At 72.8% G+C, this 16,262-nt stretch carries 10 protein-coding genes; 8 read left to right on the plus strand and 2 right to left on the minus strand.

The window, feature by feature from the left end; all coding sequences use genetic code 11:
- The first annotated feature begins 93 nt into the window (after positions 1-93).
- Together clpX and ACH9D3_RS00745 are read left to right on the plus strand one after the other, a co-directional pair.
- Positions 94-1,389, plus strand: a complete 1,296-nt coding sequence (gene clpX, locus ACH9D3_RS00740; protein WP_396400951.1) for an ATP-dependent Clp protease ATP-binding subunit ClpX — start codon at positions 94-96, stop codon at positions 1,387-1,389.
- 63 nt (positions 1,390-1,452) lie between these two features.
- Positions 1,453-2,049 (plus strand): mycothiol-dependent nitroreductase Rv2466c family protein, encoded by a 597-nt coding sequence (locus tag ACH9D3_RS00745; RefSeq protein WP_396400950.1) that lies wholly within the window; start codon positions 1,453-1,455, stop codon positions 2,047-2,049.
- A gap of 35 nt (positions 2,050-2,084) precedes the next feature.
- On the opposite strand, the gene valS is transcribed toward ACH9D3_RS00745, so the two are convergent.
- Positions 2,085-4,745: a valine--tRNA ligase gene (gene valS / locus ACH9D3_RS00750; protein WP_396409486.1), complete on the minus strand. Its 2,661-nt coding sequence runs from the start codon at positions 4,743-4,745 to the stop codon at positions 2,085-2,087.
- Positions 4,746-4,830: 85 nt separating this feature from the next.
- Between valS and ACH9D3_RS00755 the strand changes: the two genes are divergently transcribed.
- The 5 genes from ACH9D3_RS00755 (at position 4,831) to ndk (ending at position 11,637) form a co-directional block, all read left to right on the plus strand.
- On the plus strand, positions 4,831-5,610 hold the full coding sequence (locus ACH9D3_RS00755) for an SDR family oxidoreductase (RefSeq protein WP_396400948.1): 780 nt from the start codon (positions 4,831-4,833) through the stop codon (positions 5,608-5,610).
- A gap of 342 nt (positions 5,611-5,952) precedes the next feature.
- Positions 5,953-9,309, plus strand: coding sequence for an isoleucine--tRNA ligase (gene ileS / locus ACH9D3_RS00760; RefSeq protein WP_396409487.1), 3,357 nt, complete (start codon positions 5,953-5,955; stop codon positions 9,307-9,309).
- Complete coding sequence (locus tag ACH9D3_RS00765; protein ID WP_396409488.1) at positions 9,306-10,679, plus strand: glutamate ligase domain-containing protein; 1,374 nt, start codon at positions 9,306-9,308, stop codon at positions 10,677-10,679. Before ileS ends, ACH9D3_RS00765 begins: the two co-directional genes overlap by 4 nt.
- 64 nt (positions 10,680-10,743) lie before the next feature.
- Positions 10,744-11,178 (plus strand): DUF4233 domain-containing protein, encoded by a 435-nt coding sequence (locus ACH9D3_RS00770; RefSeq protein ID WP_396409491.1) that lies wholly within the window; start codon positions 10,744-10,746, stop codon positions 11,176-11,178.
- A 42-nt stretch (positions 11,179-11,220) separates the two neighbouring features.
- Positions 11,221-11,637: a nucleoside-diphosphate kinase gene (gene ndk, locus ACH9D3_RS00775; protein WP_396400945.1), complete on the plus strand. Its 417-nt coding sequence runs from the start codon at positions 11,221-11,223 to the stop codon at positions 11,635-11,637.
- A 102-nt stretch (positions 11,638-11,739) separates the two neighbouring features.
- On the opposite strand, the gene ACH9D3_RS00780 is transcribed toward ndk, so the two are convergent.
- On the minus strand, positions 11,740-12,372 hold the full coding sequence (locus ACH9D3_RS00780; protein WP_396409489.1) for a vitamin K epoxide reductase family protein: 633 nt from the start codon (positions 12,370-12,372) through the stop codon (positions 11,740-11,742).
- A 415-nt stretch (positions 12,373-12,787) separates the two neighbouring features.
- On the opposite strand from ACH9D3_RS00780, the gene ACH9D3_RS00785 reads away from it, so the two are divergent.
- Positions 12,788-16,225 carry an Rne/Rng family ribonuclease gene (locus tag ACH9D3_RS00785; protein WP_396409490.1) on the plus strand — a complete coding sequence of 1,146 codons (3,438 nt, stop codon included), beginning with the start codon at positions 12,788-12,790 and terminating at the stop codon, positions 16,223-16,225.
- Positions 16,226-16,262 lie beyond the last annotated feature (37 nt).

Raw genomic sequence — 16,262 nt, forward strand, 5'->3', positions numbered from 1 at the left:
CGTGGCGCACCGGGGCGTCGTGGTGTTGGGGCCGCGCCCGGTCCTCGCCTATCCTGGACGAGGATTCCCGTACCCCGACCCGAGGACTGATTCATGGCGCGCATCGGCGAGACCGCGGACCTGCTCAAGTGCTCCTTCTGCGGCAAGAGCCAGAAGCAGGTCCGCAAGCTCATCGCGGGCCCGCGCGTCTACATCTGCGACGAGTGCATCGAGCTGTGCAACGAGATCATCGAGGAGGAGCTGAGCGAGGTCAAGGACCTCGAGCAGCAGGAGCTCCCCACACCCCACGAGATCTACCAACACCTGCACCAGTACGTCATCGGCCAGGAGACCGCCAAGCGCGCACTGGCCGTCGCGGTGTACAACCACTACAAGCGGGTCCGGGCCGGTGAGAACGGCAAGCCCCTGTCCCTGGCCACGGCGGCCGGCGACGAGGACGTCGAGATCGCCAAGTCCAACATCCTGCTTGTCGGGCCCACCGGCTCGGGCAAGACGTACCTGGCGCAGTCGCTGGCCCGCAAGCTCGACGTCCCCTTCGCGGTCGCCGACGCCACGTCCCTGACCGAGGCCGGCTACGTGGGCGAGGACGTCGAGAACATCCTGCTCAAGCTCATCCAGGCCGCGGACTACGACGTCAAGCGGGCCGAGACGGGCATCATCTACATCGACGAGATCGACAAGATCTCGCGCAAGTCCGAGAACCCCTCGATCACCCGCGACGTCTCGGGCGAGGGCGTGCAGCAGGCGCTGCTGAAGATCCTCGAGGGAACCGTGGCCTCGGTGCCCCCGCAGGGCGGCCGCAAGCACCCCCAGCAGGAGTTCATCCAGATCGACACCACGAACGTCCTCTTCGTCGTCGCCGGCGCGTTCGCCGGGCTCGAGGACATCGTGGGCTCCCGGGCCGGGCGCACCAGCATCGGCTTCGGCGCGGAGCTGCGCCGGAGCGGGCCGCGGGACGAGGTGATGGCCGACGTCATGCCGGAGGACCTGCTGAAGTTCGGCCTGATCCCCGAGCTCATCGGCCGGCTGCCGGTGGTGACCACCCTGCGCGAGCTGACGGTCCCCGACCTCACCCGCATCCTCACGGAGCCGCGCAACGCGCTCGTGAAGCAGTACAAGAAGATGTTCCAGCTGGACGGCGTCGAGCTGACGTTCGACCCCGAGGCGCTGACCGCCGTCGCCGAGCTCGCGATCCAGCGGGGCACGGGCGCCCGCGGGCTGCGCGCCATCCTCGAGGACGTGCTGCAGCCGGTGATGTTCGAGCTGCCCAGCCGGGACGACATCGCCGCCGTGCTGGTCACGGCGGAGGCCGTGGCCAAGGAGGCCGAGCCGGAGGTCATCACGCACGAGATGATCCGCGAGGAGCAGAGCCGGAACAAAACCGCCTGAGCCGTGGCTTCTACCCGGTGACGTGTCCGCCACCCCGGCGGACGCCCGTAGGAGAGGAAGCTGATGACGGACAAGGTGGAGTTCTGGTTCGACCCCCTGTGCCCCTGGGCCTGGATGACCTCCCGCTGGATGGAGGACGTCGAGCGCCTGCGCGACGTCGAGGTGGACTGGCGGATCATCTCGCTGGGCATCCTCAACGAGGACAACGCGGACAACCACCACCACGGCCACGTCGAGTCGATGTGGCTCGTGCGCGTGGTCGAGGCGGCGTCCCGGGCCCACGGCGGCGAGTACCGCAAGAAGCTCTACGACGCCATGGGCACCCGTCGGCACCCCGGGGGCGTGGAGGACCTGGAGCGGATCATCACCGAGTCGCTCGAGGAGGTCGGCCTGCCCGCGGAGCTCGCCGCGGCCAAGGACTCCACGGAGTTCGACGACGCGCTGCGCGCCTCCACCGAGGCCGCCCAGGCGGTCGCCGGGGAGGACATCGGGACCCCGTGCATCGCGGTCAACGGCGTGGGCTTCTTCGGCCCCGTCTTCACCCCGGCGCCGAAGGGCGACGAGGCCGCGCGGGTCTGGGACGGGGCGCTGGCCCTGGCCTCCTACCCGGGCTTCTACGAGCTCAAGCGGGGCCGCGAGAAGGGCCCGGACTTCTCCTGACCCGTCCCGGGACGGATCCGGAGCACCGCGGACGGCTAGCGGGCGGGCTCCTCGGCGGGGGCCAGTTCGACGTCGCGCACGCTCATGCCCTCCTCAGCGGCCACGAGGGTGAGCTCCGCAGCGTTGCCGGCCGCCTTCAGGTCGCCCAGTCCCGCCTCGAGGCGGGCGACGTCCTGGGCGGGGGCCGTGATGGTCGCCGAGCGCACCTCGGTGCGCTGCTTGACCTTCGCCTCGGACTTCGCCTTGCGCAGCCCGGACAGCGCCTCGCCGACGGTGGTGAGGACCTCCGGGTCGGCGTCGGTCACGGCGTCGGCGAAGCCCTCCACACCCGGCCAGTCGGCACGGTGCACGGACCCGGAGCGCCACCACGACCAGACCTCGTCCGTGGCGAACGGCAGGACGGGGGCGAACAGGCGCAGCAGCGCGTCGAGGGTCGTGGCGAGCGCGGCGTGCACGGACGCCTGCGCCGCGTCGCCGCGGGCACCGTAGGCACGGTCCTTCACGAGCTCCACGTAGTCGTCCGTGAAGGTCCAGAAGAACTGCTCGGTCAGCTGCAGGGCGCGGGCGTACTCGTAGTCCTGGAACGCCCGGGTGGCGCGGTCCACGACCGTGGCCAGCTGGGCGAGCAGCGCCCGGTCGACGGCGTCGGTCACGACGTCCGCCGACGCCCCGGCGCCGAGCACGGAGGCCTCCGTGACCCCCTGGGCCAGGACGAACTTCGAGGCGTTGAGCAGCTTGATGGCCAGTCGGCGGCCGATCTTCATCTGCCCCTCGTCGTAGGCGGTGTCCGCGCCGAGGCGGGCGGACGCGGCCCAGTACCGCACGGCGTCGGCGCCGTAGGTCTCGAGCACCTCCGTGGGCACCACCACGTTGCCCTTGGACTTGGACATCTTCTTCCGGTCCGGGTCGAGGATCCACCCGGAGAGCGCGGTGTTGGTCCAGGGCACCGTGCCGGCCAGCGACTCCGAGCGCACGACCGTCGAGAAGAGCCAGGTGCGGATGATGTCGTGCCCCTGGGGGCGGAGGTCCATCGGGAAGGTGTTGGCGTGCAGCTTCTCGTCGAACGCCCAACCGGTGGCGATCTGGGGCGTCAGGGAGGACGTGGCCCAGGTGTCGAGCACGTCCGGGTCGCCGGTGAAGCCGTGCGGCCGGTCCCGCTGGGACTCGTCGAAGCCGGGGGCGGGCTCGGCGGCCGGGTCCACCGGCAGCTGGTCGTGGCCGGGCAGGAGGGGGGCGTCGTAGTCCGGGTTGCCGTCGCCGTCGAGCCGGTACCAGACCGGGAACGGCACCCCGAAGAAGCGCTGGCGGGAGATCAGCCAGTCGCCGTGCAGGCCCTCGATCCAGTTCTCGTACCGGGAGCGCATGAACGCGGGGTGCCAGTCCATCTCGCGCCCGCGTCCGAGCAGGGCCTCGCGCCGGTCGGCGTCGCGGCCGCCGTTGCGGATGTACCACTGGCGGGAGGTGACGACCTCGAGGGGCTTGTCGCCCTTCTCGTAGAAGTTCACCGGGTGCACGACCTTCTGCGGCTCGCCCTCGAGGTCGCCGGAGGCGCGGAGCAGGTCCACGACGGCCTGCTGGGCCGAGAACACCGTCTTGCCGGCCACCTCGGCGTAGCGCTCGGCAGGGGCCCCGGCGGCGATCCACTCGGGGGTCTCGCTCGCGAAGCGGCCGTCGCGGCCGACCACGGCGCGGGTCGGCAGGTCCAGCTCCCGCCACCAGGTGACGTCGGTGAGGTCGCCGAAGGTGCAGATCATCGCGATCCCGGAGCCCTTGTCCGGCTTGGCCAGCGGGTGCGCCCGGACCTCGACCTCGACGTCGAACAGCGGGGAGCGCACGGTGGTGCCGAACAGCGGCTGGTAGCGCTCGTCGTCCGGGTGGGCCACGAGGGCCACGCACGCCGGGAGCAGCTCGGGACGGGTGGTCTCGATGTGGACGGTCCCGCCGTCGGGACGGTGGAAGGCGACCCGGTGGTAGAAGCCCTCGCGCTCCCGGTCCTCGAGCTCGGCCTGGGCCACGGCGGTGCGGAAGGTCACGTCCCACAGGGTCGGTGCCTCGGCCATGTAGGCGTTGCCGGCCGCCAGGTCCTCGAGGAACGCCCGCTGGGAGACCGCCCGGGAGCGGTCGTCGATGGTGCGGTAGGTGCGGGTCCAGTCCACGGACAGGCCCAGCGTGGAGAAGAGGTGCTCGAAGACCTTCTCGTCCTCGACCGCCAGCTCCTCGCACAGCTCGATGAAGTTCTTGCGGGACACCACGTCCCAGTCGCGCTGGTTCTTCGCGGGCTTCTCCGGCGGGCGGTAGCCCTCGACGTAGGGCCGGGTGGGTTCGCAGCGCACGCCGTAGTAGTTCTGCACGCGGCGCTCGGTGGGCAGGCCGTTGTCGTCCCAGCCCAGCGGATAGAAGACGTTCTTGCCGCGCATCCGCTGGAAGCGGGCGATCACGTCCGTCTGCGTGTAGGAGAACATGTGGCCGACGTGCAGGGAGCCCGAGGCGGTCGGCGGGGGAGTGTCGATCGAGTAGACCTGCTCGCGGGTCGTGTCCTCGTCGAAGGCGAAGGTGCCCTCCTCGCGCCACTTCCGCGAGTACGTCTGCTCCAGTCCCTCCAGCGCGGGCTTGTCGGGGACGGTCACGGGGGTCGTGGCGGGCGTGGTCTCGGGTGCGGTTCCGGGCGTGTCTGTGCCCTGCGTGTTGTCAGCCATGCCGACCAGTCTCTCACGGGCCCCGGCGCAGGTGCCGACGCCCCGGTGCTTGGGCCGGACCCGGGCTGCGGCTAGCGTGGGGCCCATGACCGATCAGCAGAACCCCACCACGCACACCGGCCGGGTCGCCGTCGTCACGGGCGCGTCGACCGGCATCGGCGAGGCCACCGCGCGCGAGCTGCGCCGGAGCGGCTGGACCGTCTACGCGGTGGCCCGCCGGGCCGAACGTCTCGAAGCGCTCGCCCGGGAGACCGGGGCCGTCCCCGCGCCGTGCGACATCACCTCGGACGCCGACGTCGCCGCCCTGCGGGACCGGGTGCTCGGGGAGCAGGGCCGCGTGGACGCGCTGCTCAACATCTCCGGCGGCGCCCGCGGCACCGACCGCGTGGCGGACGCCGCCACCGAGGACTGGGACTGGATGTACCAGGTGAACGTGCTCGGCACGATGCGCCTCACGCGGGCGTTCCTCCCCGCCCTGCGCGAGAACGGCGAGGGCACCGTCCTGAACCTCACGTCCCTGGCCGCCCACCGGGCCTACGAGGGCGGCGGCGGCTACAACGCCGCGAAGTTCGCCGAGCGGGCCATGACGGAGGCGCTGCGGCTCGAGGAGGCCGAGCACAACGTGCGCGTCGTCGAGATCGCCCCGGGCCTCGTGCACACCCCGGAGTTCTCCCTCAACCGCCTCGGCGGGGACCAGGAGGCCGCGGAGCAGGTCTACGCGGGGGTGGAGAAGCCCCTCACCGCCGAGGACGTCGCCCAGGTGTGCGCCTTCGCGGTGAACCTGCCCCACCACGTGGACCTCGACACCGTGACGATCAAGCCGGTCGCCCAGGCGGCCCCGCACAAGCTGATCCGCGGCTCGTAGCTCTCCCTGGCGCGGCGGCGGACGCCGGGCCGCCGGGGCGCGCCCGGTCGCCGGCGGCGCCACTCCTCGGAGTGCTCCCGGGTGGGTTAAGCTGGGGTCGGTCATCACGGCGTCGATCCGGCCATCACCGGGGAGTCTTCGGAGGAACAGGTCCGCCCCGCCACGGGGCGCGCCCCAGTAGAACCGAACGGGTAAGCCCGTCACAGCAGTCACGAGCGGCGGCCCGCGTCCCCCGAGGGGACCGGGGCGCAAGCGAGGTGGTACCGCGTTCCGCCCCGGGCGACCGGCCGGCAGCGTCCTTGCACCCTGACCCGCACGAGCAGCACCGACGTCAGAACGAGGATGGACCCCGTGTCAGACCAGCCCGTCTACCCCAAGGCGACCACCCACCCCGAGTCCCGGGGCGTCCCCGCGGCCCCCGCGTTCCCGGCCGTCGAGGAGCGCGTCCTCGCCTACTGGGCGCAGGACCGCACGTTCCAGGCCAGCGTCGACCAGCGCGATCCCGGCCGGGACGGCTCGAACGAGTTCGTCTTCTACGACGGCCCTCCCTTCGCCAACGGCCTGCCGCACTACGGCCACCTCCTCACCGGCTACGTCAAGGACCTCGTGGCCCGCTACCAGACCCAGCGGGGCCGCCGGGTGGAGCGCCGCTTCGGCTGGGACACCCACGGCCTGCCCGCCGAGCTCGAGGCGATGAAGCAGCTGGGCATGGCGGACAAGCAGGAGATCGAGCGGATGGGCGTCGCGGCGTTCAACGACGCCTGCCGGTCCTCCGTGATGAAGTACGCCTCCGAGTGGCAGGACTACGTCACCCGCCAGGCCCGCTGGGTCGACTTCGACAACGACTACAAGACGCTCAACCCGGACTACATGGAGTCCGTCATCGGGGCGTTCAAGGCCCTCGACGACAAGGGTCTCGTGTACTCCGGCTACCGGGTCCTGCCCTACTGCTGGAAGGACGAGACCCCGCTGTCCAACCACGAGCTGCGGATGGACGACGACGTCTACCAGGACCGGCAGGACCAGACCGTCACCGTCACCTTCCCCGTGCTGGACGACGCCTCGTGGGCGGTCCGGCCCGAGCTCGCCGCCGAGCTCGCCGGGGTGGAGGCCCTCGCCTGGACCACCACGCCGTGGACGCTGCCCACCAACCAGGCGATCGCCGTGGGCCCCGACATCGTCTACGCGGTGGTCCCCGGCGCCGGCGGACTCGCAGGCCGGCGCTTCCTGGTCGCCGAGGAGCTGCTCGGCGCGTACGCGAAGGACCTGGGCTACGACGCGGCCGAGGACCCGGCGGCGGCCGCGGCCGCCGCCGTGACGGCCCGGCACCCCGGTGCCGACCTGGAGGGGCTGCGCTACCAGCGGCTCTGGGACTACTTCGCCGACGCCGAGCGCTTCGGCACCGGCACGTCCTGGCAGTTCGTCGTGGCCGACTACGTCACGACGACCGACGGCACCGGCCTCGTCCACCAGGCCCCCGCCTACGGCGAGGACGACCAGAACGTCTGCGCGCGCTACGACATCCCCGTGGTGCTCTCCCTGGACGAGTCCGGGGTCTTCTACCGGCTCTTCGAGGACGAGCGGCTCGCCCCGGGCGCGCCCCTGGCCGGCATCGCCGGGCGCAACGTCTTCGACAAGGAGGTGGCCCGCACGGTGGTCCGGGACCTCAAGGCCCAGGACCGGCTGGTCCGGCAGGCCACCTACGAGCACCCGTACCCGCACTGCTGGCGCTGCCGCAATCCGCTGATCTACCGGGCCGTGTCCTCCTGGTTCGTGGAGGTCACCCGGATCAAGGAGCGGATGGTCGAGCTCAACGGGCAGATCAACTGGATCCCCGACAACGTCAAGGACGGCCAGTTCGGCAAGTGGCTCGAGAACGCCCGCGACTGGTCGATCTCCCGCAACCGCTACTGGGGCTCGCCCATCCCGGTCTGGGAGTCCGACGACCCGGAGCACCCGCGCCGCGACGTCTACGGCTCCCTCGCGGAGCTGGAGCGCGACTTCGGCCGGCTCCCGCGCAACGACCGCGGCGAGGTGGACCTGCACCGGCCGTGGATCGACGACCTGACCCGGCCGAACCCCGACGACCCGACCGGCCGCTCCACGATGCGCCGTGTGCCCGAGGTGCTGGACGTGTGGTTCGACTCCGGGTCGATGCCCTACGCCCAGGTGCACTACCCGATGGAGAACCGGGAGTGGTTCGAGACCCACAACCCGGGCGACTTCATCGTGGAGTACATCGGCCAGACCCGCGGCTGGTTCTACACGCTGCACATCCTGGCCACCGCGCTGTTCGACCGGCCCGCGTTCCGCAACGTCATCAGCCACGGCATCGTGCTGGGCTCGGACGGGCAGAAGATGTCGAAGTCGCTGCGCAACTACCCGGACGTCAACGAGGTCCTGGACCGGGACGGCGCGGACGCGATGCGCTGGTTCCTGATGTCCAGCCCGATCCTGCGCGGCGGGAACCTGGTCGTCACCGAGCAGGGCATCCGCGACGGCGTGCGGCAGATGATGCTGCCGCTGTGGAACGTGTACCACTTCTTCGGCCTCTACACGAACGCCGCCGACGGCGGCGCCGGCTACGAGGCGGGGACCCGGCACGCGTCCGGGAACGTGATGGACCGCTTCGTGCTCGCCGCCACCGGCCGGCTCGTGACGGACGTCGAGGACGCCTTCGACCGCTACGACGTCTCCCGGGCCGCCGAGCACCTGCGCGCCTACATGGACACGCTCACCAACTGGTACGTGCGCCGCTCCCGGGACCGCTTCTTCGACGAGGACACCGTCGCGTTCGACGTGCTGTACACGTGCCTGGAGACCGTCTGCCGCGTGGCCGCCCCGCTGCTGCCCCTCGTGACGGAGGAGATCTGGCGCGGGCTGACCGCCGGGCGCTCGGTGCACCTGACCGACTGGCCGGACGCCTCGCTGTTCCCCGCCGAGGCCGACCTCGTGGCGCGCATGGAGATGACCCGCAGCATCTGCTCCAGCGGCTCCGCCCTGCGCAAGGCCCACCAGCTGCGCGTGCGCCAGCCGCTGGCCGGGATGACCGTCGTCGTCCCCGGCGGCGACGAGCTCGCGGGCACCTTCGAGCACATCGTCGCCGACGAGCTCAACCTGAAGTCCGTGACCCTGCTCGACGCCGCGGAGGCCTCCGCCGAGCAGTTCGGCATTTCCCGGCAGCTCAAGGTCAACGCCCGGGCCGCGGGCCCCCGCCTGGGCAAGGGCGTGCAGACCGTGATCAGGGCCGCGAAGTCCGGGGACTGGTCCACCGCGGAGGACGGCACCGTGACCGCCGGAGGGGTCGACCTGCGCGAGGGCGAGTACGAGCTGGAGACGGTCGTGGCCGAGGACGCCGCGGCCGGGTCCCGCGCCGTGACCGTCCTGCCCGGCGGCGGCTTCCTGGTCCTGGACACCGAGCTCACCCCGGAGCTCGAGGCCGAGGGCACCGCCCGGGACATGGTGCGGGCCGTCCAGCAGGCGCGCAAGGACGCCGACCTGCGGGTCTCCGACCGGATCCGCGCCGTCGTCACCGCCGACGAGCGCACGGTCGCCGCCCTCGAGGCCCACCGGGAGCTCGTGGCCGGCGAGACGCTGGCCACCGAGCTCGAGCTGCGGGTGGGTGAGCCCTCCGTGGACGTGGCCGTCCTCGGGACGACCAGTCCCGCCACCACCGGGGCCGGGACGGTGCAGGCATGAGCGCCCCGTTCGCGGAGGCCGGGGGCGCGACGACCGTCGAGGAGGTCTACGCCCGGCTGCTCGCGCGCGCCCCCGAGAACCGGATGGCCCCCCGCCTGGACGCCATGCGGCGGTCCATGGAGGTGCTCGGCGAGCCGCAGCGGGCCGCTCCCGTGATCCACCTGACGGGCACCAACGGCAAGACGTCGACCGCGCGGATGATCGAGTCCCTGCTGCTCGCCCACGACCTGCGGGTGGGCCGCTACACCAGCCCCCACCTCACCCGCGTCACCGAGCGGATCAGCGTGGACGGCGCGCCCGTCGACGACGAGACCTTCGTGCGCGTGTACGGCGAGATCGCCCCGTACCTCGGCTTCGTGGACGCCGAGCTGGCCGAGCGCGGCGAGCCCCGGCTCAGCTACTTCGAGACCGTCACGGCGCTCGCGTTCGCGGTGTTCGCGGACGCGCCGGTCGACGTCGTCGTCCTCGAGGTGGGCATCGGCGGCTCCTGGGACGCCACGAACGTGGCCGACGCCGTGGTGTCCGTGGTCACCCCGATCGACCTCGACCACACCGACATGCTCGGCGACACCCTCGAGGACATCGCCACCGAGAAGGCTGGGATCCTCAAGCCGGACGGCTTCCTCGTCTCGGCGGCCCAGGACCCCGAGGCCGCCGAGGTGCTCCTCGCGCGGGCCCGGGAGCTCGGGGTCCCGTTCCGCTTCGGCGGCGTCGAGTTCGGCGTGGAGGCCCGGGCCACGGCCGTGGGCGGGCAGGTGCTCAGCATCCAGGGCCTCGCCGGCCGGTACCCGGAGGTCCTGCTGCCGCTGTTCGGAGCCCACCAGGCGGAGAACGCGGCGCTGGCCGTCGCAGCCGTGGAGGCCTTCCTGGGCGGCGGCGGCAAGGAGCTCGGCCCCGAGCTGGTCCGCACGGGCCTGGGCGCCGTCGAGTCCCCGGGCCGGCTGGAGCTGGCCCGGAAGGCCCCGCCGGTCGTCCTCGACGCCGCGCACAACCCGCACGGGCTCACGGCCGCGGCATCCGCCCTCAAGGAGGCGTTCACGTTCGGCAAGCTCAACCTGGTGGTGGGCGTGCTCCGGGAGAAGGACTCCGAGGCCATGCTGCGGGTCCTGCTGGACGAGTACGAGGAGTTCAACACCGAGTTCTGGTTCACCCGATCCTCCTCGCCCCGGGCGGTCGACCCCGAGGAGCTCGTGGACCTCGCCGTGGACCTCGGCTTCCCGGAGGACGTGGTGCACGCCGCGCCCCAGCTCGACGACGCGATCACCGCGGCCGTCCAGGACGCCGCCGCACGCCCGGAGTTCGACGGCGCCGTGCTCGTCACCGGCTCGATCACCGTGGTCGGCGAGGCCCGGACCCTGCTGGGGCTGTGACCGTGGCCCGCGCCCCGCACCGACCGCCCGACCCGCAGGAGAGGAACCGACCCACGTGGCACGCATGACCAGGGCCCAGCGCGAGTGGCAGCCGGGCCGCCCCCGGCCGCGGCGCTCGATCCGCACGATGTTCGCCTCCTCCGTGCTCGTGATGGAGGCGTTCATCGCCTTCTTCGCCGCTCTCACCGCCTACGGCGTCCTCGCCCGCGACGTCGGCGACGGCGGGCGGACGGCGATCCTCGCTGGCGGGTCCGGGCTCGCCCTGCTCCTGGTGCTGGCCCCCGCGGTGCTGGGCCGGCCGTGGGGGTACGCCGTCGGGTGGGTCCTGCAGGCGGTGTTCGTGGCCACGGGCTTCGTGCTCCCCACGATGTTCTTCGTCGGCGGTCTGTCCGTGCTCGCCTGGTGGTACGCCGTGCGCACCGGGGCCCGGCTGGACCGGGAGAACGCCGTGCGCGACGCCGCCCAGGCGCAGTGGGAGCGGGAGCACCCGGACGGCTAGGCTGGGCTCCGACGTCCCAGACCCGCACCCGGAAGGATCCCCATGACCACGGAACGCACCCTCGTCCTCGTCAAGCCCGACGGCGTGGCCCGCGGCCTCACCGGCGAGGTCCTCGCCCGGATCGAGGCGAAGGGCTATCGCCTGGTCGACCTGCGCCTGATGCTCGCCGAACGGCCGGTGCTGGAGCAGCACTACGCGGAGCACCGGGGCAAGCCGTTCTTCGAGCCGCTCGTCGAGTTCATGCTGAGCGGCCCGGTCGTGGCCGCCGTCGTCGAGGGCGACCGGGTGGTCGAGGGCTTCCGGTCCCTGGCCGGGACCACCGAGCCGACCACCGCCGCGCCGGGCACGATCCGCGGCGACCTGGGCCGGGACTGGGGCGGGAAGGTCCAGCAGAACATCGTGCACGGCTCCGACTCCGTCGAGTCCGCCGAGCGGGAGATCGGCATCTGGTTCGCCTGACGCCGGGTCCGCCGACGACGACGGNCCGCCCGGACCGGGCGGAGGCCGTCGTCGTCGGTGCAGCGACCGGCCCGGGAGACCCGGCTGCCGGATCGCGGACGCTCAGGCGGGGAGGATCACCCCGGCGAACCGGATGAGCACCGTCCCGAAGACCAGCACGAGCAGGGCCGCGGAGACGAACCACGCCCACTGCTCGGCACCGCGCGCCACGCTCGCGGGCGCCGGCAGCACCCCGGCGCGCAGGTTCCGGGCCGTGGTCTGCACCACCAGCACCGTCTGCACCACCCACACGAGCATGCAGTACAGGCACAGGGCGTTGATCTCGAACGTGGTCTGCCACCACAGCCAGAGCACGAACACCCAGCCGAGGGTCACCCCGATCTGCAGGCCCCACCAGTACCAGGCGGCGAACCGCGCGCCGGCCAGCACCGCCAGCGCCACGGCGGCGACGACCGCGTACGCGACGATGCCGATGAACGGATTGGGGAAGCCGAAGGCCTCGGCCTGCGGCGTGCGCATGACCGTGCCGCAGGAGAGCCACGAATTGATGTCGCAGCTGGTGCGGTGCCCGGCGTCGAGGAGCAGCTGGAGCCGTTCGTACACCAGCGTGGCGGCGCCGTAGAAGCCCAGGACGGCGGTCACGAGGGCCACGACGCCCCAGCGGCGGTCGGCGCGGGCGTCCTGGACGCGGTGCACCGCGGGGGAGTCGTCGGGAGCGGAGGGGGTGGAGTTCACACGCCGATCCTAGGTGATGCTCCCTGGTGTCCTCCTGGTCCCGCGCCCGGGGATTGCGGGGCGTGACGGGGCCAATCCGGTCCGGCCCCGGACGTCTGTGAGATACTGGCCACGGTCGAGCCCGCCCGTACGCGGGATCTCGGCCCAGTCGGACTTCGACCCAGGTCGGCAGGACCCGCGGCTCTCAACGGATTGAGCGCGTCCGCCGTCGGCTCAAGACCGTTGCCCTCGTGAGCAGCGGCTCGGAGCACTCGACTGGCTCGTTGCCGTCCCCGCCCGTACGCGAGGTGTGCGGGACGCGACGGGTACGCACAGGACTTCTGGCCGCCGCGTGGACCCCCACCGGCGAAACGCCGACCAAGCCGCTGCGGGGACCGGGTACGGACGGCGTACCGCGGCAGGAGCACAGCTGTATATGGATCCCGAACAGGAGAACCAGGCCGGGGCGCAGGACGCCCTGGACGCTGGTCAGCAGAACACATCGGACGACGCTCGCCGGGAGCTCCCGGCAGCGGAGGGGGCGGCGCAGGACGCGGCCCCCGCGGACCCGGCCGACCCGCCGGGGAACGTCCTCGAGGAGCCGTCGGAGGCCGCGCCGCCCGCGCCGGAGTCCTCGCCGGTCACGGTCGACGCGGCCGGGACCGACACCCTGGACGTCGCGCCCGGAACGGCGCTTCCCGGGGACGAGAGCCCCGGGGCGGTGGCCGAGGAGGCGACCGCCCCCGAGCACCCCGCGCCCGGCACACCCGGGGCCGAGGAGGCCGCCGAGGGCATCGAGCCCGCCGGCGAGACCGAGGACGTGGGGGCCGGCGCCGAGCGCCCGGGTCCGCAGGTCCAGGACCCGGAGGCACGGGAGCCGCAGGCCCAGGACCAGCAGGCCCAGGATCCGCAGGTTCAGGACCCCGAGGCCCATGAGCCGGAGGCCCAGGACCCGGAGGCCCAGGACCCGGAGGCAGGGGAGCCGCAGGCCCAGGAGCCGGAGTCCCAGGACCTGGAGGCCCAGGACCCGCAGGCCGGGACCCCGGCTCCGCGGACAGAGATCGCGCAGACCGGCGCCCCGCAGCCCCAGGACGTGGTGGAGGGCGCCGTCCAGGCCTCGTCCGGGGACGCCGGCGCCGACGGGGACGCCCGCACCGAGGAGGACGACGACGAGGAGTCGGCTCGGGAGACCGCGGCCGAGGGACTGTCGCCGGCCGTGACGGCGACCTCGCTGATGTTCCACGCCCCGGATCTCGACGAGCTGCGCGAGGCCGCCCAGCAGCGTGCCGCCCGCCGCAAGGAGGCGCGGCGCCGCCAGCAGGAGGAGAACGCCTCCGCCGAGGACCCGGGCGACGGGTCCGAGGCGGACACGGCGGAGACCGCCGACGAGGGCGAGGAGTCCGGACAGGGAGCGGGTGGTGGCGTCTCCAGCCGCCGGCGCCGTCGCCGCCGCCGCGGCGAGGCCGACATGGAGCTCGTGGGCGGCAACGACGACGACCCGCCCAACACCGTGACCCGTGTCCGGGCGCCCCGCGCCGCGGAGACCGCCACGGTCGACGAGGTGACCGCGGTCAAGGGCTCCACTCGGCTCGAGGCCAAGAAGCAGCGCCGGCGCGACTCCCGTCAGACCGGGCGCCGCCGCCAGGTGATCACCGAGGCAGAGTTCCTGGCCCGGCGCGAGTCCGTCGAGCGGCAGATGCTGGTCCGGCAGAAGGACAACCGGATCCAGATCGGCGTCCTGGAGGACGGCGTCCTGGCCGAGCACTTCGTCTCGCACACCCAGCAGGACTCGCTGATCGGCAACGTCTACGTGGGCAAGGTGCAGAACGTGCTGCCCTCCATGGAGGCCGCGTTCATCGACATCGGCCGGGGCCGCAACGCCGTGCTCTACGCCGGCGAGGTCAACTGGGACGCGTCGCGGGTCGAGGGCGGGCCCCGCCGGATCGAGGTCGCCCTCAAGTCGGGCGACTCGGTCCTCGTGCAGGTCACCAAGGACCCGGTGGGGCACAAGGGCGCGCGGCTGACGAGCCAGATCTCCCTGCCCGGCCGGTACCTGGTCTACGTCCCGGGCGGGTCGATGACCGGCATCTCGCGGAAACTGCCCGACGTCGAGCGCGCCCGGCTGAAGAAGATCCTCAAGGACCGGCTGCCGGACGGGGCGGGCGTCATCGTGCGCACCGCGGCCGAGGGCGCCTCGGAGCAGGAGCTCACCCACGACATCAACCGGCTGCGTGCCCAGTGGGAGCAGATCCAGGAGCGGGCCGGGTCGACCAAGACGCTCCCGCCCGAGATGCTCTACGCCGAGCCGGACCTGACCATCAAGACGGTCCGCGACGTCTTCAACGAGGACTTCACCACCATGGTCGTCCAGGGCGACGAGGCGTGGGACAACATCGAGGCGTACGTGACCTACGTCGCGCCGGACCTGCTGGACCGGCTCAAGAAGTGGGACGAGGACGAGGACCTGTTCGTGAACTACCGGGTGGAGGAACAGATCCAGAAGGCGCTCGAGCGGAAGGTCTTCCTGCCCTCGGGCGGTTCGCTCGTGATCGACCGCACCGAGGCGATGACCGTCGTCGACGTGAACACCGGCAAGTTCACCGGCTCCGGGGGCAACCTCGAGGAGACCGTCACCAAGAACAACCTGGAGGCGGCCGAGGAGATCGTGCGGCAGCTGCGGCTGCGGGACATCGGCGGGATCATCGTCATCGACTTCATCGACATGGTGCTCGAGTCCAACCGCGACCTCGTGCTGCGCCGCCTCGTCGAGTGCCTGGGCCGGGACCGCACCAAGCACCAGGTGGCGGAGGTGACCTCGCTGGGCCTCGTGCAGATGACGCGCAAGCGCATGGGCACCGGCCTGCTCGAGGTGTTCTCCGAGCCGTGCGAGCACTGCGCCGGCCGCGGCGTCGTGGTGCACGACCACCCGCTCGAGGGCCGCTCCGGCGGCGCGACCGGGGAGTCCCGCGACCAGCGGCCGAACCGCACGGAGCGCAAGCGCGGCCGCGGGGGCCGGAACGAGCAGCAGCCCGCCCGGACCGAGTCGCGGGCCGCCGAGCCCGATCCCGCGGAGAAGGCCAGGGCCGAGGCCGCACGCACCGCCTTCGCGACCATCGCGGCCGCCACCCACCACGAGGAGACCGCCGAGGACGGGCAGCCCCGGGGCGAGGAGTCCGCCCCGGCGGAGGAGCCCCGGCCCGACGGCTCGGGACGCTCCCGCAAGAAACGGCGCGGCAAGCGCAGCCGCAACCGTGGCCAGGGCGCGGAGACCGCCTCCGAGCAGCAGGACGGACAGCAGGACGGAACGGGGGAGACCCCCGCCGCACCGGAGCAGGGCCCCGCCGAGGCGACGACGGCCGAGCCGGGCTCGCGCCTGACCATCAACGGCGAGGTCATCGACCTGCCGCAGGGACACGCCCCCGTCGTCGAGGAGCCCGCCGAGGCCCCGAGGCTGAGCCTCGACACTCTCGCGGAGGCCTTCGACCAGCAGGCTCCGGCCGCCGAGGAGGAGACGCAGGACGGGACGGAGCAGGACACCGGGGAGGGTGCTGAGCAGGGCACGACCGCGCCGGCGACGGCCGCTCGCGCGGCCTCCGCGCCGCAGGCTGCCGTGCCGGCCGCGGCCCCGGAGCAGCCGGCCGCCGAGCCGGCCCGGCCCCGGCGTCGCTCCCGGCGGGCCTCGGCCCCCGAGGCCCGGCCCGGGGAGGCCGAGGTGACCGCCGGCCAGGCCGCGGCCGCCGAAGGAGCGCGGCACGAGGCGAGGGCCACCGCCCAGCGCCGCCCGGAGGACTCCGCCGGCCGCGCGCCCACCGTCGTGGGTGTCGGCGTCAAGGCCGAGGACCTCACCAGCGGCAGGCCGGCCGGGCAGGACTGAGCGGCCCGCCCGAGCAGGACACCGGAGGACCCCGACC

This window comes from Kocuria kalidii (assembly GCF_044462225.1).
GTDB classification, from domain to species: domain Bacteria; phylum Actinomycetota; class Actinomycetes; order Actinomycetales; family Micrococcaceae; genus Kocuria; species Kocuria kalidii.